The organism is Vibrio sp. 14N.309.X.WAT.E.F5, from assembly GCF_030397615.1.
GTDB lineage: Bacteria > Pseudomonadota > Gammaproteobacteria > Enterobacterales > Vibrionaceae > Vibrio > Vibrio lentus.
Genome location: NZ_JAPNXR010000016.1, coordinates 32795 through 52802 on the forward strand (window position 1 = coordinate 32795; position 20008 = coordinate 52802).

Below are 20008 nucleotides of genomic sequence, written 5' to 3' on the forward strand. Positions count from 1 at the left end.
AATATACCTATTGGGGCTTTTTCAGTTTCTAGTGTTTAGATAACCTATCGAGTCGTTCTCGAATCGCGCTTCACACTTATATCGTTACTCTCATTAGGATTAGCACTAATGCGGGTTACTTCTTGGTATTTTCAAGCACGTAATTTGGGCCTGCTGTTTCAGCGGTTACCACTGCAAGTTTAGACACGTCTGCACCTTCGCCTTGGTAAGCGTTGATGCCGTTCTCAACCGTCACTTTTGGCAGTTCAACCGAGTAACTTTCGATCAGTTCTGAATCCGTCACTTGACCCACGTAAGTTTCGTCTGTGTAGGTTGCGCCGACTAATGGGAAATCTTGCGTTGCACGTACACTTACAAACTCAGGTGATTGTGAGTTATCAACCACATTGTGTTTGAACGCCACATCCACACCTGCGTAAATACCTTCAACTTCTGCGTTGTTGAATAGACTTACACGGTGGCTTTGGTTGCCGTAAACAATGCCCCACTCAGTGTCGACTAGAGAGTTGTTCTCAATCGTGATGTTTTTCGGCGTCCATTGCTTATTCAGCTCTTTGCCCTTCACTGATTGATCTAACTGCTCGCCATTCGCTACATCGATGATGCCGGTGTTAATAACAATACCGCCACGCAGGTCAGCGTTACCTTCAATCACACCATCGCGACCACGAGTATTCGTAATGTAGTTGTTACGAATCACATGGTCTTCATCGTAGATACGCATACCGCCAGTTAGGCGTTTCTCGTTACCCAAAATCATGTTGTTCTCAACCGTATTGCCTTTACCGTGACGCAGTGAAATCAGTGCCGCACTTTGGAAGATGGTGTTGCCTGCAATCGTGTTGTCACCCGACTTAATAGAGATAAGCTCGCGCTCGCCATCCATATCGATCATTAGGTTGTTTACGAACTTAGAGCTTGAATCCCACTGTGAAGATTTAGAATCGCCGATGCGAATCGCTTCCCAACTGTTGCCGTTATAACGAATCGCTTCTTTGATATCGAATTCATTAAACTGGTTCGGCTTTTGATCCATGAAGATGTTATTTGCGATCAGGTGGTTATCCGCTGTGTCATCTTTTTGAACACCGATCAAAGTGCCGCGCTTCTGCTTACCTTCGAAACGGTTGTTGATCACTTTACCGTCTTTGCCCCATAGCGAAACCCAAAGGTACTTTGGATACTCAGAGCGACGCTCGTCTGGCTCGTATGTGTAGTCGTGGTTGAAGTAGTAGAACGTTGAGTTTTGCAACGTGTTACCGTTACCCATCATACGTACTGCCCCAAAGCGTTCGTTAGGACCGCCTTCGGTAAACACTAGGCCATCAAGCGTGATGTCATCGCCTTTAAGCTCGAACTGAATCAAACCAGTGATCCACGCAGAACCTGCTTGTTCTGCTTTAATGGTGATGTCACTCGCCGTGATAGTGACTTGACCTAAGTTCGCGTATTTACCATTAGGTATAATAACTTCGTCGCCATCTTTTAGGTTTTCAAATTGTGCTTTAAGCGCAGCGACTTGCTCTTCTGATGCAACGTCTAAGATGTCGCCATCAACCTCAGTTAAGCGGTCACTGCTCAATAGGTAACTACGGTCGATTTCGCTAATAGCAGGCGCAGCTTGTTCAGCGACACTGACTACTGATGCTGTTTTTTCTTGTGTTGTACAGCCTGTTGCAAAAGCGAGCGTGAACGCGCTAATAATGCTTACCGATAATAGTTTTTTGTTCATCGTACATCTCACGTTAAATATTGGATTATAAAAATGACGACCACCCATTCAGGTGGTCGTGATGTTATTTTGGATGCGTATTAAATTAGCTTTCGGCTGGAGTCACTTCGTCTTGTTGCTCGACTTTGTCATCGACCGCTTTAACAAGTAACAGACCGACAGAGAACACAATCAAGCCACACAGAACGAATACCATGCGTCCCCACATTGGGTTTGGCAGTACAAACATGGTCATTACGCCCACACCCGCTACCGCGATAAGTGAACCCAACATACGACGTTGTTTGTTATCCAGTTTCTTCTGTTCATTACTTTCAGCAACTAATGGTGTCGCTAGGTTGTTGAAGAACTTGTCGACATCTTTCTCACGGTGTTCCGGTAATGGTTTGTAGAACAGTGTTGAAAGAACAAAGAAGCCAGCAGTAAATACGATGTGACCGATAAGGCCGATAGCCACTTTCAGATCAGCCCACTCACGGCCAGTTAGCTCATTTAGACCGAACCAGTTTTGGATCATGTCAGCAGTGATAACGAAACCAACGAAGTAAGAAACCACACCACCTACAACTAGCGTGCCCCAACCTGCCCAATCCGGTGTTTTACGGATGAAGAAGCCACAGAATGCTGGAATCGTCATTGGGAAGCCGATCAATGCGCCCACATACATCATGGTGTCGAAAAGGCTCAGACCTTTAAGAGAGTTGATGAACAGAGCAACCAAGATGATCGCGATACCGAAGAAAGTAGACGTTAGCTTAGAAACAACCATTAGCTCTTTCTCTGTCGCTTTAGGGCGAAGAATCGGCTCGTAGAAGTTCTTAACGAAAATACCTGAGTTACGATTTAGACCAGAATCCATTGAAGACATCGTTGCTGCAAACATAGCGGCAATCAGAAGACCAACCATACCAACTGGCATGTACTCTTGAACGAAGTAAAGGTAAGCGAAGTCAGCAGCTTTACTGCCTGCTTCTGGGTAGGCTGCTGCTAAATCAACACCTTGACCCGCCATGAACCAAGAAGGCATGAACCAAATGATTGGACCAAGCGTCATCAGTACACAAGCAAGTAGAGCTGCTTTACGTGCGTTGTTTGAATCTTTCGCAGCAAGGTAGCGGTAAGAGTTCAGCATGTTGTTGGTAATGCTGAACTGCTTTAAGAAGATGAACACAGCCCAGATGCTGAAGATGCTTAGGTAGTTAAGGTTGTCACCTGTAATGAACGAGTCTGTCGGGAAGTCGCTAATGATCTGAGTAACACCGCCACCGTGGTAAACCGCAACCACAGCACACGTCACCGTTACTGCCATGATGATAACCATCTGCATAAAGTCAGATGCGATTACCGCCCAAGAGCCTCCCGTTACCGACATTATCAGTACGACAAGGCCTGTTAGGATGATCGTGGTTGTCATGTCGAAACCAAAGATCCCTGATGCGATGATCGCAAGGCCGTTCAACCAGATACCCGCAGAAATAACGCTGTTTGGCATACCCGACCAAGTAAACACTTGCTCATTCACCTTACCAAAACGCATACGAATCGCTTCAATTACCGTCACAACACGCAGTTGGCGGAACTTCGGAGCAAAATAGAGGTAGTTCATTAGGTAACCGAATGCGTTAGCGATGAAGATAATCGCTACGGCAAAACCATCGGTAAAGGCTTTACCTGCGGCACCCGTAAATGTCCACGCACTGAACTGGGTCATAAATGCAGTTGCACCTACCATCCACCACAACATGTTACCTCCCCCACGGAAGTAATCACTTGTCGTACTTGTAAACGTTCGGAACATCCACCCTATCGCAATTAAGAATAGGAAGTAGATGCCAACTATCAGGGTATTGAGTTCCATCTTTAGACCTTTTATTTATGTTTTTTTGTTGAGGTCACTATAGATAGATGGCAAGCACATTTGTACTACAATAATCCAAATGCGTGACAATGATCTTACAGTCTGACACTCAATTAATCATACAAGTGATCGAGTTCAAAGTTGCACCACCTAGGAGCGCAATTCCTCAAGTCAGTGCAGTCATCCGCACTAAATTTCGAACAAAACCCCGAAAAACATGAACAAAGTCTCTAAAAACCAAAGAATACTCGTTAAAAATTATTATTCGTCACGATCAAAGCTCAAATGCGAACAACAAGAAAATCGTTAGATATAATTTATAAAAATGAATCAAACCAATACATTTGTAGTACAAATAAGATTAAATATTTGCTTTTAAAAGTTCCCTATATTAGGTAGCCAATAATGAAAACTTGAAAACCACTATTAGATACTGACAGGGATACACGGAAGTGAAATGCTTTTAACACACCCGTTACAGTTTCTCTCGTCCATTAAAAAGGTGTCATTATGAAGAAATACGTTCCAATCTTAATTGCTCTTAGTGCGGTATCTTCTATGAGCTATGCAGCAACACCACGTGAAGATGCTGTTGACTACTTACAGATGCGTAAAGGCGTGGCTTACCAAGTAAACCATTCAAAACCCTTTACTGGTCAATTTGAAGAGAAGTTTGATAACGGCCAAGTCGCGACCCAAGCTCAGTTTGCTGACGGCCAAGAACTAGGGTTAGAAACTAACTGGTATCCGAATGGCCAAGTTGCCTCTAAAGTGAATTACGTTAAAGGTGAACTACAAGGCAAGGCAGAAACCTGGTATCCAAACGGACAGAAAAAAGAAGAACTCAATTATAAAGACAATGAACTATCAGGCACCGCCTCTCGTTGGTATCCCAATGGTGAACAAAGCCTGACCGCTGAATACAGCGACGGACAAAAAGATGGTTTGGTAACGGACTACTACCCTAACGGTAATAAGGCAAGCCAAGCGAAGTTCGATGAAGGTGAAGTCGCGAACGGAAAACTAACTCGCTGGAATACTAACGGTGACAAGGTTGAAGAACTGACCTTTAAAGACCACAAAATCACGTCTAAACAGGTGTGGATGCCGACAGAAAGCTAAATACAAACGGATGAGTGCTCGTGTTACAAAGCACAAGTACTCATCTTCTTTAATCTCAAGTAAGCACTGTGCTCTCCATTAACAAGATCTATTGACCTAATCTCCCCCTCCCTCCTTTTCCTCTCCCTTTATGTCCAAAACAATCACTAATAACAAAATAATCACCAATAGCCATTTAAAATAATAAATATTTAACTTGCGCATAACCTTTCCATAAAATACTGTAAGCAAACGTTTCCGTTGCGAGTCAGATCTCAATTACCGACCTCGTAAGCTATCTACACGCAAATAAGAGAAACACGATTCCAAATACGTTGTTGAGTCATATTGTTCTGCTTTGGTGCCCGCCTATGAAAATTAAAACCTCCCTCTTTAGCCTAACTTGTTTATCCATTGTGTCTTTGTTGGTTGTTGTGTCATTCACTGAACTGGCCAACCTGAAATTGATCAAACTTGAAAAAACGCTGATCAAAGTAAAGTCGCTCGAAGTCTCTATGCTTCAGCTCAATAGAACCGAATTAGAGTTTCTAATAAGCCATGAGAAAGCACTCAAGCCAGTATTCGCCAAAGAGTACTCTCACTTTCAACAATTGATGAGGAGCTTTTCCGTCCTGCTCAAAGAGTCTGATATTGCAGTCCCTGAGTTAGAAAAGCTGACACTTGAATTAAAGCAATACGACAAAGACTTCTCTTTGATGGTGGATGCGATTGATCGAAACCCGGCAAAGGTCGCGGAACTGAAATCTGAAATGAAGATGCTGTTTGAAGACATCATCTCAATATTCATCAGCCTTGAAGGCCGCTTAGAACAGCAGGTCGAATCAATTCAACAAACCATTACGACCTTTATTATTGGTTCCATTGTTACCGTCGCAGCATTACTGATGGCACTATCTTTTGGCATTTCATCTCGTGTCGCAAAGAAAATAGCCTCGTTAAACTCAACCATGTTGTTGGTCGCGCAGCAACGTGACTTTACCGTAAGAGCCGACGACAGCGGAACGGACGAAATAGCCGATATCGCAAGGGCGTTTAATATCGTACTCGCTGATATTCGTCAGTTGGTCGGCCAAGTTCAGGGCTCTATTCAAGAGTTAGGTAACATATCTAACCAGCTTCAGCACGATGGAATGGAAGTTGAGAGTGCTTTAAACAAACAGCAGCAACAAACCGAAAATATTGCGACCGCGATAAACCAGATGGGCAGCAATATTCAAAATGTGGCCACCAACAGTGAAAATGCCTCATCCAATGCACAAACCAGTTTCTCCACGGCGAATGATGGCTTGAACGACGTGGCATTCACCAGAGACACCATCAATACGCTTTCGACTGATCTCGTCAGTGCGAGTGAAGAAGTGAATCGCCTCTCTGTTCATTCCGAGAAAATTAATACGGTTTTAGAAGTGATTAAAGGCATTGCAGATCAAACCAACCTACTTGCTCTGAATGCAGCGATAGAAGCGGCGCGCGCTGGCGAACAAGGTCGTGGCTTTGCGGTGGTTGCGGATGAAGTAAGAACCCTAGCGGGCAGAACTCAGCTTTCAACCGAAGAGATTTCAACGATTATTAAAGGCGTTCAAGACCAGACCCAAACGGTCGTAAATACCATTCAAAACTGTTGTGAGAAAGGCAACAGCAGTGTCGACTCTTGTGAGAAAGCACATTCAAGAATCACATCGGTTATCGCAGACATGGAAACCATTCTAAATAACAGTTTGGAAGTGGCGAATGCAATGAAAGAACAAAACGCTGTCACCTCAGAGATCATTGAAAACGTGAGTGCGATTAAGCAGCTAACACTGGCCAATGTGACGGGAGCATCTAAAAACGCCGCTTCTGCCACGTCTGTGGTAAAGCAAACGGGTTCACTTGAACGTGCTGTCATCAATCTAAAAGCCTAGCTCTTGAGCCGTGGTTTACACGCTTATTGAACCTCAAACGACTCTCTACTCAAATTTCAGATAAAAAAACGCTCATGTTGCCTGTATCAACATGAGCGCAAGGGCAGATCTTCGACTACCATCTCCTACCTTTCTAAATGAAAGCAGAAGTTATAATTAGAATAGTTGGGAGCAATAATCAAAATGCTTTCGCAAGCACTTCAACGATTTCTTCTTTGTCGCAGGTTAGAACAACGAGTAACTATTCGAACCCTGTTCATTCCTATCAAGTCCATACTTATATAGCAGGCTATGTCACTGCCTTGCCTACTACATTTCAAACCTTCTCTGATTGAGCTTTAAATCACCTCAAACAAATGCCTCATGCTCTTAAAGCGGTTGGATTTAATCCAATTAGCTTCAAGACCATTCTTACTTATTCGGCTTTGCACCGTCAGTGCATGCAATCAACACAGCAAAGTTATGTGTTGCTACAGAAAGTTAGTAAATAATAATGTATTACAAATAAGAATGATATCTAAACGTTCAATTTTTTGCTGTAGCGCACATTTATTGACGAACAAAACCATTAAGACCTATCACCTAAAAACCAATAAACAACTAAAAATCATTAACTTACTGTAATACTTCAACTTTGTAACCCTTTGTAAACAGTGGTTTTGTCACTACAACACGATCTAATTCACAGATCATCACGCCTCGGATCGTTACCATATTTGTATTATTTAAATGCAAAATAAATTTGAAATAACCAAGAAATAATTTCGAAAACAAAATGCATTGAAGACAAGAACTACTCTATTTGGCTTGTAATTATGGCCAATACTCAACCTATAAATATGGAACTAATACCATGAATAAAACTAAAATCGTGATTGCTGTGGCATCTGTACTCGCTGCTGGCTCTGTATCTGCTGCGTCTTTCGATATGAGACACGAATACAAGAGTCATACAGATCAACACGCTACTCGTGTAAAACTTGGCGATAGCATTGGCAATTTCCTTGTAGATATCGAAGCGAAATTCAAGGGAGAAGACGGTAAATTCATGGAAGATTTGAAGAACAATGGTTGGGAGCTTGGTCTAAATTACCGTCATGTACTAAACGATAACTGGACAATGACTTACGGTATGCCAATTGAAGGTCGTGAATCTGGCGTTACATACAAACCTCAAGTTCGTGCAACATACAAAGTGGATAGCGTTGATGGCCTAAGCCTAAGTGCTCGTTACCGTTACGATATGAGACAGAACACGAGCAGCTCAGAGTACCAGTTCGATAGTAATGGCGATGTTATCGTTGATAGTGATGGTGTTCCAATTACGGTCGATCAGAATGTTTCTAACCAACGCCGTCACCGTCTAACGGCAAACGTTAACTACTCAATGGAAAACTGGCGCTTTGGTCTAGAAGGTAACTATTACAAAGCGGATGGATATGACATCTACGACAACGACGATACTAACTACGAGTTGAACGCTAGTATTCGCCACATGATGGGTCAATGGGCACCGTATGTAGAATTTGGTGATGTGAGCACTTCATCAACAAAAGCAACTCGTGAACTGCGTAGCCGTGTTGGTCTAACTTACAGCTTCTAATCTGCACGCTACGTGAAAAATCTAAGATAATTACTGTCCTAATTTTCTAAGACCTAAACAAAAGCCAGCTTAATCGCTGGCTTTTTTATACTTTGAAATCAGTTCATTCAACAGAATCGAGAGATTGAAATTACTGCCCTAGTGACTGATTCGATATAGAAATGAAAGTGTCACTTCATCATTAGGGACCACTCGCTTCTGCTGAGCTAACAGCAATTCTGCTGTTGATACGGCATCGGCCAATGCATTGTGGCTGTTGTATTCAGGAAGCCCGTACCTTTCGCGAGTTCCAGCCAAGGTTAAGTCGACTTCTTCATGATTGCTGATCGCTTTCTCCATGCTCTTTTCGATACATAAGGTATCAAGCCAAAGCAGAGGAATCGTTCTTAAACCGTAGCTGCGAAGAAGATATTGGCTAATGAACTTCTCTTCAACCACACAAGCGTGCGCGACGATGATCTTACCTTTTGCGGCTTCAAAAAACGTGAGCATCGCATCATGAATTGAAGCGCCCTCTTCCAGCATTTGAGGTGTGATGTGGTTGATAACCGCGGTTTCAGCGTTAATCTGCGAATCGTTATTGAGATAAATATGCTTGGCCGACGCTAAGTCTATTCGCCCTTTCACCACATCGACCCATCCCATAGACAAAATCAGATCTTGTTCGCTGTCTAAGCCCGTGGTTTCTAGATCCAACACGATATAGTCGCTGTCTTTGGCCAAGTCCGTCATTTCAGGGCAAGGTTGTTCAACAAGATCGTGTAACGCTTCTGGCAACTTAACCGTATTCAAATACTGCTTACGCTTACGTTTAATTCGCTCAAGCGGATGAAAGTAATTTAAAAACGATTTCATTAGCGCGCTCCGAAACGGATTTTCGCTGCTTCTTGAAGATCTGCAATGATCCTAAAGGCATCTTTCAAGTGCTTACGTTCAAAGCTACCAAAACTGTCTGGGTTGATGTTGTTATCTGGTACTTCACCATTCTTCAAGGCTTCTAACTGATGACCGAAACGGAAAGACAGAATGAACTGATACGCACCAAGGATGTTCTTGAACGCATCATCACTCAACATGCCTTTTTCATTGGCTGCGGCAAAGCGTTCATCGGTTGCCGACAAATCACATTCCACCGCTAATCCGTAAATACGCGCTAAGTCGATAATCAAGTTAATGGCGTACTTCTTCACGTTCAACGTTTTCTTGTTCTCACCTGACTTCTCTAATACCAAACTATTGAAGATACCCAGTGGCGGATTGGTGTTCACCGCATCTTTCACTAGAGTGCTTAAGAACTCACGGTTACCGCGAATATTGGAATGCAGCTCATCACGAAGAATACCTTCAAACTCACTGTTGCCATAGATAGTACGAATCTCTAGGAACACACTGATGTTCAGTAAGCGTTCGTACTCAGGGTTTGCGACCCACTTTTTATAGTAGTGCTTCCAAACACCGAGTGGCTGGCACCATTTTGGTGTCGCCGCCATGAATTTACCCGGACACAGTGGGTAATCACAGCTTGCTAATCCGTTCGTTACCATCATCGCTAGGTGTTTAAAGTAAATTCGGTCGCTATCGGTTGCATCGTCAGCCAGGACAATCGCACTGTCTTGGTCCGACAACATATGGACTTCATTACGAGCGTGCGAGCCCGCAACAATCCAAGAAAAATCACAAGGTGGTGGGCCTAATTTATCAATCGCTATCTGAATCAATCGGCGTGTGTAGGCGTCCATAATCATGGTCATGACCTTACCCACCGTTTCAGGTGCCACTTTGCCTTCCACCAGCGCTTCAAAAATGGCTTGTCGTTCTGAAGTAAATGAAGACATTGTTTTTACGCTGCCCGCATATTTGATTTTCTCGATTAAGAAAATCGCTTGAACACGGTGGTTTTGAACCAAGTGAGACGTAGTAAGCAAGCCAACAACTTTGTTCTCTTTCACGACAGGCAAGTTACGGATGTTGAATTGCATCATGATAGACGCGGCATGTAACACAAGATCATCCGGTTTGACCGTCAGTGGAGAATGCGTCATCACCTCGGAGATCAGGTTATCAGTACTGACACCATGAGCGATCACTCGCTTGGTCATATCACGGTCGGTGATCAAGCCAACAATCGTTTCACCTTCATAAATCACCGCACAAGGTGAGCGTTGATGCAGCATTTCAACCGCGACCGATTGGATAGTTTGCTCAGACTTAACGATGGCCACCTGCCCGCTAGCCACTTCTTCAACCTTACGAATGAATAAGCCTTTCTCTTTATTTGACCACACCACATCCAATGCTGACTTCAAACGAACCTGAGCCTGCGACGCAAAGTGTTCTGCGCAGCTTGGAAATGCTTTGAACAGCGCTTGAAGTGCCGAGTGTGGAATCACATAAAGTAAGGTGTTTTCGATTGCGATCGCTCGATAGCCTTTCTCGTCGTTGACTTCAGAGTCTAAGAACGTAAAGCCGAACAAATCTTCACTGCCTAAACGAGCACGAAGTACACCGTCTGACTTTCTTTGTTCCATAGAGCCGGTTCGAATGATGTAGAGCGACTTTTCTTTACCCGACTCACACAAATCAACCACATCCCCTTTACCGAGATAAGTGATCTGAACATTAGAGGCAAGTTCACGAAGCGCTTGTTTAGGGATCTTATCGAAAGGGTCTATCTGACCGATAAATTGAAGAATATTTGGCAAAAGAGACTGAGGCATAATCACACTCGCAATAATTTAATTAGTATTATTATATAACCAATAGCGCTAGTTGCTAGTGCTTTTAACAAAACAACAAACAATAGAGTAAATATTGGACATTGGTCAGGTTTTCATCAAATTTGAATACAAAAAAAGCACGTATCAAACGTGCTTTCTTATCGTCCGGTTTGGTAACCGTTGCGATGTTAACTTTATTTATCTTAGCTTTTTGAGATAGAAACCCTAAAGAGTGAACTTAGAACTCAGCACTAAAATACCTTATAAAACAATTAACTAGCGATTGGCAATCTATGATTTGTTTCTAATAGATGACTTGCTGATGCTTGACGTGCTTTGTCACTATTGCCAGCCATAATCGCTTCATAAATAGCACGATGCTCATTAATGCATGTACTTCCCTCTTCCGAAGAGTGAGAAATAAAGTTAACAAACATGGTCGTTAAAATATTACCGAATGGTAGGTAGAAGTCGTTACCCGTTGCGTTGAAAATCAAGCTATGGAACTTCATATCAATATCTAACCAACGCTCTTTATCAAGAGTCTCTTCGCTCGATATCTCCACCATCTTTTGGAAAATTTCTGATAATTCAATTCGTTGATCCGCAGTGGCAAATGTAGCAGCCAATGCGCAAGCTTCAGGCTCAATAGCACGACGTAAACCTAAAAACTGGTGACAGAATTGGTCTGTATCTGCCAGTCCGTCCATCCATTCGATAAGCTGTGGATCTAAGAAGTTCCAGTATGCACGGTCGACAACACGAGTACCAATCTTAGGGCGAGATTCTAATAGGCCTTTTGAGGTCAGAAGCTTAACCGCTTCTCTTAATGCTGTTCTACTGATACCAAATTGCTCACACAGAGCCATTTCACCAGGGATAATAGAACCTTGAGGCAAATTGCCCGACAAAATACCACGAGCGATTTCACGTGCGACTTGCACATGAAGGCTTCGCTTAGAGCCTGAAATAGAATTGAAATGACCAGCCATGTGTCTACTTACTTATTAGATATGTATTATTTAATTCGGAATATAACACTAATTTATATCTCGACCAACTCAGCATCAGAATAACGTGAGGTCACTACCAATATAGGCTAGAGCATTATTTTGACAATCTTATAAGTATTAAGCCCATCAAACCAAACAAGCCAATTTATTCATACAAATAGTTCTTATTTACACATTTTTTGTATGCGTTAACTCACAAAACCACTCTTCCTGTCACTATTTATGCCGTTAATGATCGGTTTTGAGATGAACATCCTTGAATATAGCAAGTGTTATTGTATGATTTATTAATGCAAATGATCTACAATATAGGCGACTCTGATGTTTAACGATTTAAAAGGCAAACGCATTCTAATTACTGGCTCTACTGCTGGTATGGGCTTAGCTACCGCACGTATTTTTGCAAAGTACGGCGCAAAGATCGGCATCAATAGTCGTGCTTTCAGCCCAAAAGTGGATGAGGTTCTAACAGAACTGACTGCACTTGGCGGCGATGTTGCGTTTTTCCCAGCAAACCTAATGGACACATTAGAGTGCGAAAGATTAGTTAATGAGTTCACCGAACATTTTGGTGGTATGGATGTGTTGATCAACAACGCAGGTGGCTTAGGCGGGCGTGCAAATCTCGAAGACATCGATGACGAGTTTTATGAGCGAGTCATGGATCTAAACGTTCGCTCTGCATTGATGACAACCAAGTTCTCTATTCCCCACTTACGCGCCTCAGCGGCTGAGTCAGGTCAAACATCGTGTGTTATCAGCACGGGTTCTATTGCCGCTCGCGAAGGTGGTGGTGTGGGTGCTGGTATCTATGCCGCTTCAAAAGCGTGGTTACACGATATTCACCGTAACTGGGTGAAAGAGTTTGCGAAAGACAATATCCGTTTCAACATTGTTTCTCCTGGCACTATCGACACTGCATTTCACGATGGTAAAAGCGACGAGCTGAAATCGAACATTGCTAACAACATCCCAATGGGACGCTTTGGCAGTATCGAAGAAGTCGCCCCTACTTTTGCTTTCTTTGCATCGCACGCTTGTAGCGGCTACATCACAGGACAAATCCTAGATGTTAACGGCGGACAAATAGCGCCCTAGTAGGTAGCTAAGTTAAATACATAAAACCTGTTTGACAGGTACGAGTAGATGAGGGAAAACCTCACACTATATTAGACGTATACACTGACACCAAAACGCCAGATTCGTCTGGCTTTTTTTGTTTTTAAAATTTCAATTTCAGGTGGTTTAAATGTCAATATTTACATTGGTGGAAGATTCAAGCCGCCGAATTCATGTTCAAGTCGCGAGACAAATTGCCCGCAAAATCTTGTCTGGCGAGTTAGAAGAAAATCAGAAATTACCCAGTGAAATGGAGTTATGCGAGATCTTTGGAGTCAGCAGAACTGCCCTTCGAGAATCGACTAAGCTGCTTTCAGCAAAAGGGTTGATTGAATCCAAGCCTAAAGTGGGCACTCGCATCAAGCCAAGAACGCAATGGCACTTTTTAGATCCGCAATTACTGTATTGGATTCAAGACTTAGAAGACACCAAGCCCTTCTTATCTCAATTTTTAGGGTTAAGAAAAGCGATTGATCCAGAAGCGTGTGCGCTTGCTGCATCCAACGCTACGGTAGAGCAACGCAAAGAGCTTTCGATTCTTTTCCAAAAGATGACCATCGCGGCAAACGGCTTTGATTATGAAGAGTGGACAACGAACGATCATCTGTTTCACCAAACGATTTTTCTATCGACGGGTAACCAATTTTATATTCCGTTCGCGAACATTCTCTCGACAATCTTCAAGCAGTTTATCGACCATTCAGCCGAAGGCGGCCGCTTCTGTTTAGAAGAGCACAAAGCGATATACGATGCGATTATGTCAGGTAATGCAAATCAGGCTCGAATCGCCTCTCAAGCCTTACTTGATGATGAAAACCAAAAGCTGTCTAGAGTTGAACTAGCCATCGCATAACCGAGGTTTACCAGACTGACTCGTGTACCCCAATACACGAGTCAGTCATGTTTTAACGCCCTTTTTTAACCATCCATTACCGTAGTATTTCACTTATAAATGGTGAACTCGGGTCCTCTCAGAGAAAACTTACGGTTATACACATAAGGTATTGTTTGTGTCTTCGCAATCGTATGTAAGGAAAAACTTCTCTCTCGCTTGGCCCCTAGCCTTAAACGCATTATTGATGCAGTCGATGTTAATGATCGACACGCTATTGGTTTCTCCACTCGGTGAGATTCCTCTTGCTGCCATGGGGATTGCTACGACCATCATCGCGTTTGTGTTGGGTATTCAAATGGCGCTGGCGAATGGTACGCAACTGGTTCTCAGCCGTGCGGTTGGTTCTGGTGTCACCTCTTCGTTATCCAAAGCATTTTGGGCAGGATTGTTCATCAACTTTGGCGTCGCAGCAATATTCTGGCTTCTACTTACCTTTTTTGAACAACCTTTAATTCAAGCCTTAACCGACGACAAAACTCTTCACCTTGAGATCAGCCACTATCTGGATATTTCAAAATATCTGGTGATTTTCACTGCATTAACGCAAGTTATCATCGCGTTATTTAACGGGTTAGGAAGAACCAAAGTTCCGTTTAAAGGCTACTTGATCGAATTGCCGATAAACGCTGTGCTCTCTTATGTGCTTATTCACGGCTTCACAAACTTTGAAGGGATTGGCGTACAAGGTGCAGCGCTCGGCAGCGTTATCGCTATCACTATTCGTCTTGTGTATTTGATTCTGTGTGTTCACTACGACTCATCTGTTTCACTAAAATTGGATACGGAAAAGTCAGAATTCATCACCAACATTCGTCGCCACTTCATTGAGATATTCCCTGTCGCTGCGAATGTGACCATGCTTTCGATTGGTGCCACGATTTACCAATTGCTGTACTCGCAACTCAACATCAATGCCTACGTAGCGATTACCTTGGTGATGCCATGGATACGTGCTGGCACTCAATTTATTACCGCTTGGGCTCACTCTTCCGCGATTACGATCAGCCAAGCGATCGGTTCTAAGAAAATGGGTGACCTGACTAAGAACGTTGATACCAGTATCGATGTTGCCGTCGGTATATCTGTTGTTTGTGCGGTGTTGTTTGCAGGCTTAAGTTTGGTGATTGGCGATGTGTATCCAGACTTAGATCCTTCTACCTATCAAGCATTGGCTGTTATTGCCCCACTCTACATCTTCTTGCCAATCGTTCGTGGTTACAACACCGTTCACGGACACGTATTAAGAGCACTAGGTAAAACAACTGACGTATTCAAAATCAACTTTACGGGTCAATGGGTCGTTTCAATCCCGCTTTGCGCATTAATCATCTTTGGTTTAGACGGCTCTATCTTTTGGGCATTTGCTATCCAACCATTCGAAGAGATAGTCAAAGCGTTCCCATTCCGACATCTAGCACGTAAGTCTTTAAAAGAATTTGATGCGAACAAAGCGAATGAACTGATGTATGACTGATCGTCTTACCTAGCTCCAGAAAAAGCTTTAGCTGAGCTGTCGAAAACAACCTTGCCACTTGGCGAGGTTGTTTTGTTTTAGGGGCCAGAATTTGGGGTCTAACTAAATGGTAAATATTTAGTGGTAAGTAGTAGTGACTGGAGGTTTGGTTGAGATGAGTTAACCAACGTTTAAGCATTGGATAGTATTCACAGTCAACGCATCACTAGAAACGGTGGAGCGAACGCGACTGACAAAAAAAGGCCACTTAACGTTGTGTTAAGTGGCCTTTGAACATGTTCTTTGAAGCTAGCGTATCGATCGCCCTACTCTGTTATCTATTTAATCAGCTCTAGCTATTAACTGCTAACTGCTAACTGCTAACTATTTTCCATTCAGCTTAAGTGCTGAGAAAGTCACACTGTTGTAATCGCCATTCTTTTTATCGACAGCGAAATCGCCAGTACCACCACAACCAGGCCCCCATACTGGGTGAGAATCACTCACGCTACATTGGCCGTATGCGCCAGCTTTGTAGTAGAAGTCATCTTCCGCGTAACCCGTAGGTGAATCAAGTTCATCGATGCCCTTACTCAGGTCGATTTCATACTTAACTGTATCGTGGCGAGCAGTTTCAAATGTCAGGTACATCATGGTGCCTTTCACTTCCACTTTGTAACTGAACTCTTCACCTAACGCTATCCCCGCTTCACCCGGCTCAGCTGGGTTTTCCCAAGTATTGCCCCATACTGGGTAAGCAATATCGGCACGGTTAGGATCTTTTTTCTCTAGGTTACGTTCATAGTTCCAGAATACTGAACCCATTTCTTGGTCAGGAAACTTCTTATAGAAGATCTTCAGTGGTTCATTACCATGCCCATAACCGGTTCCAGCTTTGATTAGCTCGTTGTGTTTTTTAGCATGAATCTGACCAACCACAACAGAATGCGCTGGGTATTTTTCTGGGAACTTAGCGTTAACTGAGACGTGATTCACTTTTAGCGTCGCTTCTAGCGTTCCACCAACCGCACTGTATTCACTCGCTGCTGGGTGGCTCGACAATGCCCACTGGTTTCCTTTATCGGCCGTATCAATCGAGAAATCGGCTCCGCGCGGCATCTGACGTAACTCTGAGCGAGCATTTTTCGAGTTCTTAGTCGTAATAGCTTGGTTCTGCACTTCAAATACAAGGTTGCCGTCTTTATCGAGATGGAAGAAATCACTATGTGAGTAGCTCATCATGGCTACCCCTTCGATTTCATCAACACGACCATCTTCATTAATATCCGAAGGAATCGTTATTTTCCAATTATGCATATCGAATTTATCGGCAGGTACGGGGTAAGAAACACCGTTATTTGCGAAAGTAACCATTGGCACAGTCGCTAATAACGCCACTGCTAATATGTTTTTCTTAAACATGACTCATCCTTTATTGTTAACAGATACTGAGTACACTCTCAGCACAGAAACTACTTTTGAACACGAATTAGTACTAAATATTTTCTCTTCGACTTAAATAAACCAACCAGTAAATAAGATTTACACTTAGCCATCTTTTAACTTTTATTAAACATTTGGCGATGGTTTGTATCTATATCCCTCAACATGCTCCGCTATGTTAGAACCACAATAACTAAATCATCGACAAAAACGTGGTACTACTCAATATTTGTATTATTTTAACACATGGTAAATTTCAATAACCCAAGGTTTGTTAATATGAGAACTGAGTCATGATTGATTTGATAGACAAGCCTTAAATTGAGATATTCATAACATTTAGCTATATAAATAGGCCATTAGTCGGAACTTTTGATAGATCTCACAGAAATTTAACCCAGGAATAAATACCATATTTGTCATACATTAATTTAATACCATGTAAGGTATTGGTTTGTGAGCCAGGGATACATTGGATGTATCCACAATAAAAAAATAATAGTGAGACAAAGGTATGAATTCTGTTACAAAAATTGCCGCAGCTGTTGCATGTACTCTTTTAGCGGGCACAGCGACTGGTGCAACTCTTGATTATCGTTACGAGTATCGTGCTGCGACGGATTATACAAAGACTAATGGTGATACGGCTCACGTAGACGCTCGCCATCAACACCGAGTTAAGCTAGGTGAAAGCTTTAAGCTGTCAGACAAGTGGAAGCACTCTACTGGTCTAGAACTTAAGTTCCACGGTGATGACTCTTACTACGATGAAGATTCAGGTTCTGTTAAATCAGCAAACAGCCAGAGTTTTTACGATGGCAATTGGTACATCTATGGTATGGAGATCGATAACACTGCGACATACAAAATAGACAATAATTGGTATCTACAAATGGGTATGCCTATTGCTTGGGATTGGGATGAGCCTAATGCTAACGATGGCGACTGGAAGATGAAGAAGGTTACGTTTAAACCTCAGTTCCGCGTTGGCTATAAAGCAGACATGGGTTTAACAACTGCTATTCGTTACCGTCATGAATATGCTGACTTCCGTAACCACACACAATTTGGCGACAAAGATTCTGAAACTGGCGAACGCTTAGAATCAGCTCAAAAATCTAAAGTTACACTGACGGGTTCTTACAAAATTGAATCTCTACCTAAGCTTGGCCTTTCTTACGAAGCAAACTATGTAAAATCTTTGGATAACGTACTTCTTTATAATAGTGATGACTGGGAATGGGATGCTGGCTTAAAAGTAAACTACAAGTTCGGTTCTTGGAAACCTTTTGCTGAAATCTGGTCATCTGATATCAGTTCATCGTCTAAAGATCGCGAAGCAAAATACCGTGTTGGCGTAGCTTACTCATTCTAATAATAGAATAGTCACATTATAGAATAGCCCTCTCCTCTTGAAAATTTTGGGGCATATTTTAAGCACTTTATTTTAAATAAGAGGATGTTCTAATTAATGTTAGTTTCATCCTTATAAATACTTAAAGGCTATTCATTATTTATCTCTCATATGGCTTACATATGGATTTAATATCATAAAGAGAATATTTTATGCAAATATCTAAAGTCGCTACTGCTGTCGCCCTTTCGACAGGTTTATTATTTGGTTGTAACAGTGATGGTTTACCTATTCCAACAGACCCAGGCGGAACTGACCCTGTTGAACCTGTTGAACCTGTTGAAGTTTACACTATAGAAAACGTCTATTGGGATCTAACAGGTGATGCTGTTGCTGCACAGTCACTCAGCGGAACTTCACCATATCGCTTTGATAATGATGAGGAAGGTACTCGTGCTCTAAGCATTTACAGTGGAGACGTAGCTAATGGCTTCACTTTTGAGAGTTCAATATATACTGCTGAAGAAGAAGGTGTTGTTTCCTTTGAAGGTAAGGACTGTACTTACACAGTGACTGAACAACAGCTAGATATGACCTGTGAAAAAGATGATGTAGAAACAGCTTACTCAGCAACAGAGATTACAGACGAAGATGTTATCTCTGCATTAGAAAATGCTAATGATGGAAAAGTTAAATCCGTCGAAGAAGTGAACGCTGCGATTACATCAGCAGAAGAAGGCGCAACTATTGAACTATCATCTCAAGGTACATTTGATACTGGCGTTATCGAGTTAAACAAAGCCGTTATACTTGATGGTGCTAGTTTGGTAACAATTACCGGAGATGCTTGTATTGATGTCACTGCACCCGGTGCTAGTATCAAAAACATGACTTTTGCCAATGATAATTTGGCCGGATGTTTTGGTAGAGAGTCAGCTGGTACTTCAGATAATGAAACTGGTGCGATCATCATAGGTAAAATTGGTAAAGATTCAGATCCTGTAGCACTTGAAAACCTAAAGTTCGATGCAAACGGCATTACCGAAGATGATCTAGGTACTAAAAAAGCAAGTTGGTTATTCTCTCGAGGTTACTTTACATTAGACAATAGCGAATTTGTCGGTTTAAGTGGCAGCTTCCAAAATAATGCAATTCGTATTAACTGTAGCAGTAACAACGCGCGATTTGGTTCACAAATCACAAATAATACATTCACTATTAAATCTGGTGGTAGTGATGTCGGCGGAATTAAAGTTGGTGATTCTAGTGGTGCGGAAATAAAGGATACCGATGATAACAAAACCTGTAATGTAACTGTCGAAAGTAATACGTTCAATGGTTATAAAACCCTACTTTCAGCAGACAACACTAGCGATTTTAGAAATACAGCTATTTACGCACAACCAGATGCAATCAACACCTCACCTGGTAAAGAGAATACTTTGAACTAAACCTAATAATATCAAAACAGGCTAGTTGACATGCTGTTTTCTTATCTTTGAACCTGACTAATCCAAAGCCATAGCAACTGCTATGGCTTTTTGATTCTTTAGAATGCAGAGGTATGATGCGCTTACATTTAACAAGCCAATATCCCTGATTATCTCCAATTCCAAACTAGAATAACTCTGTGCCAATTATCACTCTGTCCTCCCTACTTATTTAGCCCTCTCAAAGTCCTGTATCTATCATATATAGATAAAACCCTCAGCTTTACACTTATCCAATAAATTATTATTCAGCATCACACAGCATTTACGGCCTGCAAGTAACTACGCTAAAGCACATAACCTTG

At 42.3% G+C, this 20008-nt stretch carries 14 protein-coding genes; 8 read left to right on the forward strand and 6 right to left on the reverse strand.

Annotation, left to right across the window (positions count from 1 at the left end):
- Window positions 1-115 precede the first annotated feature (115 nt).
- Window positions 116-1732: a polysaccharide lyase 6 family protein gene (locus tag OW495_RS16635; RefSeq protein WP_289887495.1), complete on the reverse strand. Its 1617-nt coding sequence runs from the start codon at window positions 1730-1732 to the stop codon at window positions 116-118.
- An 85-nt stretch (window positions 1733-1817) separates the two neighbouring features.
- Window positions 1818-3590, reverse strand: coding sequence for a transporter (locus OW495_RS16640; protein WP_102543509.1), 1773 nt, complete (start codon window positions 3588-3590; stop codon window positions 1818-1820).
- 510 nt (window positions 3591-4100) lie between these two features.
- Between OW495_RS16640 and OW495_RS16645 the strand changes: the two genes are divergently transcribed.
- From OW495_RS16645 to OW495_RS16655, 3 genes are all read left to right on the forward strand, one after another.
- Entirely contained in the window at window positions 4101-4712 is a 612-nt protein-coding gene (locus tag OW495_RS16645) for a toxin-antitoxin system YwqK family antitoxin (protein WP_102543512.1), read from the forward strand.
- A 350-nt stretch (window positions 4713-5062) separates the two neighbouring features.
- On the forward strand, window positions 5063-6616 hold the full coding sequence (locus tag OW495_RS16650; RefSeq protein WP_289887497.1) for a methyl-accepting chemotaxis protein: 1554 nt from the start codon (window positions 5063-5065) through the stop codon (window positions 6614-6616).
- Between the two features lie 853 nt (window positions 6617-7469).
- The gene (locus OW495_RS16655) at window positions 7470-8219 is read left to right on the forward strand and encodes an oligogalacturonate-specific porin KdgM family protein (protein ID WP_065104084.1); all 750 of its coding nucleotides are present in this window, start codon (window positions 7470-7472) and stop codon (window positions 8217-8219) included.
- Between the two features lie 138 nt (window positions 8220-8357).
- Here OW495_RS16655 and OW495_RS16660 read toward each other — a convergent pair whose 3' ends face one another.
- The 3 genes from OW495_RS16660 to OW495_RS16670 all read right to left on the reverse strand — a co-directional run bounded on the left by OW495_RS16660 (window position 8358) and on the right by OW495_RS16670 (window position 11928).
- Window positions 8358-9074, reverse strand: a complete 717-nt coding sequence (locus tag OW495_RS16660; protein WP_102352074.1) for a 3'-5' exonuclease — start codon at window positions 9072-9074, stop codon at window positions 8358-8360.
- Window positions 9074-10936 carry a DUF294 nucleotidyltransferase-like domain-containing protein gene (locus OW495_RS16665; RefSeq protein WP_065111187.1) on the reverse strand — a complete coding sequence of 621 codons (1863 nt, stop codon included), beginning with the start codon at window positions 10934-10936 and terminating at the stop codon, window positions 9074-9076. The genes OW495_RS16660 and OW495_RS16665 overlap by 1 nt, the downstream gene beginning before the upstream one ends.
- Before the next feature lie 272 nt (window positions 10937-11208).
- A complete protein-coding gene (locus OW495_RS16670) occupies window positions 11209-11928 on the reverse strand; it encodes a FadR/GntR family transcriptional regulator (RefSeq protein ID WP_065111186.1) in 720 nt (239 codons plus the stop codon).
- Window positions 11929-12270: 342 nt separating this feature from the next.
- Between OW495_RS16670 and OW495_RS16675 the strand changes: the two genes are divergently transcribed.
- From OW495_RS16675 to OW495_RS16685, 3 genes are all read left to right on the forward strand, one after another.
- Complete coding sequence (locus OW495_RS16675; protein WP_065104088.1) at window positions 12271-13047, forward strand: SDR family NAD(P)-dependent oxidoreductase; 777 nt, start codon at window positions 12271-12273, stop codon at window positions 13045-13047.
- Window positions 13048-13198: 151 nt separating this feature from the next.
- On the forward strand, window positions 13199-13921 hold the full coding sequence (locus OW495_RS16680; RefSeq protein WP_065104089.1) for a FadR/GntR family transcriptional regulator: 723 nt from the start codon (window positions 13199-13201) through the stop codon (window positions 13919-13921).
- A gap of 157 nt (window positions 13922-14078) precedes the next feature.
- Entirely contained in the window at window positions 14079-15437 is a 1359-nt protein-coding gene (locus OW495_RS16685; protein WP_102311299.1) for an MATE family efflux transporter, read from the forward strand.
- A gap of 363 nt (window positions 15438-15800) precedes the next feature.
- Here the strand turns inward: OW495_RS16685 and OW495_RS16690 are convergent, their stop codons facing one another.
- Window positions 15801-16838 carry a polysaccharide lyase family 7 protein gene (locus OW495_RS16690; protein WP_102543523.1) on the reverse strand — a complete coding sequence of 346 codons (1038 nt, stop codon included), beginning with the start codon at window positions 16836-16838 and terminating at the stop codon, window positions 15801-15803.
- Between the two features lie 535 nt (window positions 16839-17373).
- Between OW495_RS16690 and OW495_RS16695 the strand changes: the two genes are divergently transcribed.
- Together OW495_RS16695 and OW495_RS16700 are read left to right on the forward strand one after the other, a co-directional pair.
- Window positions 17374-18234 carry an oligogalacturonate-specific porin KdgM family protein gene (locus OW495_RS16695; RefSeq protein ID WP_076669610.1) on the forward strand — a complete coding sequence of 287 codons (861 nt, stop codon included), beginning with the start codon at window positions 17374-17376 and terminating at the stop codon, window positions 18232-18234.
- A 191-nt stretch (window positions 18235-18425) separates the two neighbouring features.
- Window positions 18426-19664 (forward strand): hypothetical protein, encoded by a 1239-nt coding sequence (locus OW495_RS16700; RefSeq protein WP_289887499.1) that lies wholly within the window; start codon window positions 18426-18428, stop codon window positions 19662-19664.
- Window positions 19665-20008 lie beyond the last annotated feature (344 nt).

What these genes read in the sequence shown, in the direction of transcription:
- OW495_RS16635 (WP_289887495.1), bottom strand. Translation starts at nt 1,732, where the DNA reads ATGAACAAAAAACTATTATCGGTAAGCATTATTAGCGCGTTCACGCTC.
- OW495_RS16700 (WP_289887499.1), top strand. Translation starts at nt 18,426, where the DNA reads ATGCAAATATCTAAAGTCGCTACTGCTGTCGCCCTTTCGACAGGTTTA.
- OW495_RS16695 (WP_076669610.1), top strand. Translation starts at nt 17,374, where the DNA reads ATGAATTCTGTTACAAAAATTGCCGCAGCTGTTGCATGTACTCTTTTA.
- OW495_RS16650 (WP_289887497.1), top strand. Translation starts at nt 5,063, where the DNA reads ATGAAAATTAAAACCTCCCTCTTTAGCCTAACTTGTTTATCCATTGTG.
- OW495_RS16640 (WP_102543509.1), bottom strand. Translation starts at nt 3,590, where the DNA reads ATGGAACTCAATACCCTGATAGTTGGCATCTACTTCCTATTCTTAATT.
- OW495_RS16655 (WP_065104084.1), top strand. Translation starts at nt 7,470, where the DNA reads ATGAATAAAACTAAAATCGTGATTGCTGTGGCATCTGTACTCGCTGCT.
- OW495_RS16680 (WP_065104089.1), top strand. Translation starts at nt 13,199, where the DNA reads ATGTCAATATTTACATTGGTGGAAGATTCAAGCCGCCGAATTCATGTT.
- OW495_RS16645 (WP_102543512.1), top strand. Translation starts at nt 4,101, where the DNA reads ATGAAGAAATACGTTCCAATCTTAATTGCTCTTAGTGCGGTATCTTCT.
- OW495_RS16665 (WP_065111187.1), bottom strand. Translation starts at nt 10,936, where the DNA reads ATGCCTCAGTCTCTTTTGCCAAATATTCTTCAATTTATCGGTCAGATA.
- OW495_RS16670 (WP_065111186.1), bottom strand. Translation starts at nt 11,928, where the DNA reads ATGGCTGGTCATTTCAATTCTATTTCAGGCTCTAAGCGAAGCCTTCAT.
- OW495_RS16660 (WP_102352074.1), bottom strand. Translation starts at nt 9,074, where the DNA reads ATGAAATCGTTTTTAAATTACTTTCATCCGCTTGAGCGAATTAAACGT.
- OW495_RS16675 (WP_065104088.1), top strand. Translation starts at nt 12,271, where the DNA reads ATGTTTAACGATTTAAAAGGCAAACGCATTCTAATTACTGGCTCTACT.
- OW495_RS16690 (WP_102543523.1), bottom strand. Translation starts at nt 16,838, where the DNA reads ATGTTTAAGAAAAACATATTAGCAGTGGCGTTATTAGCGACTGTGCCA.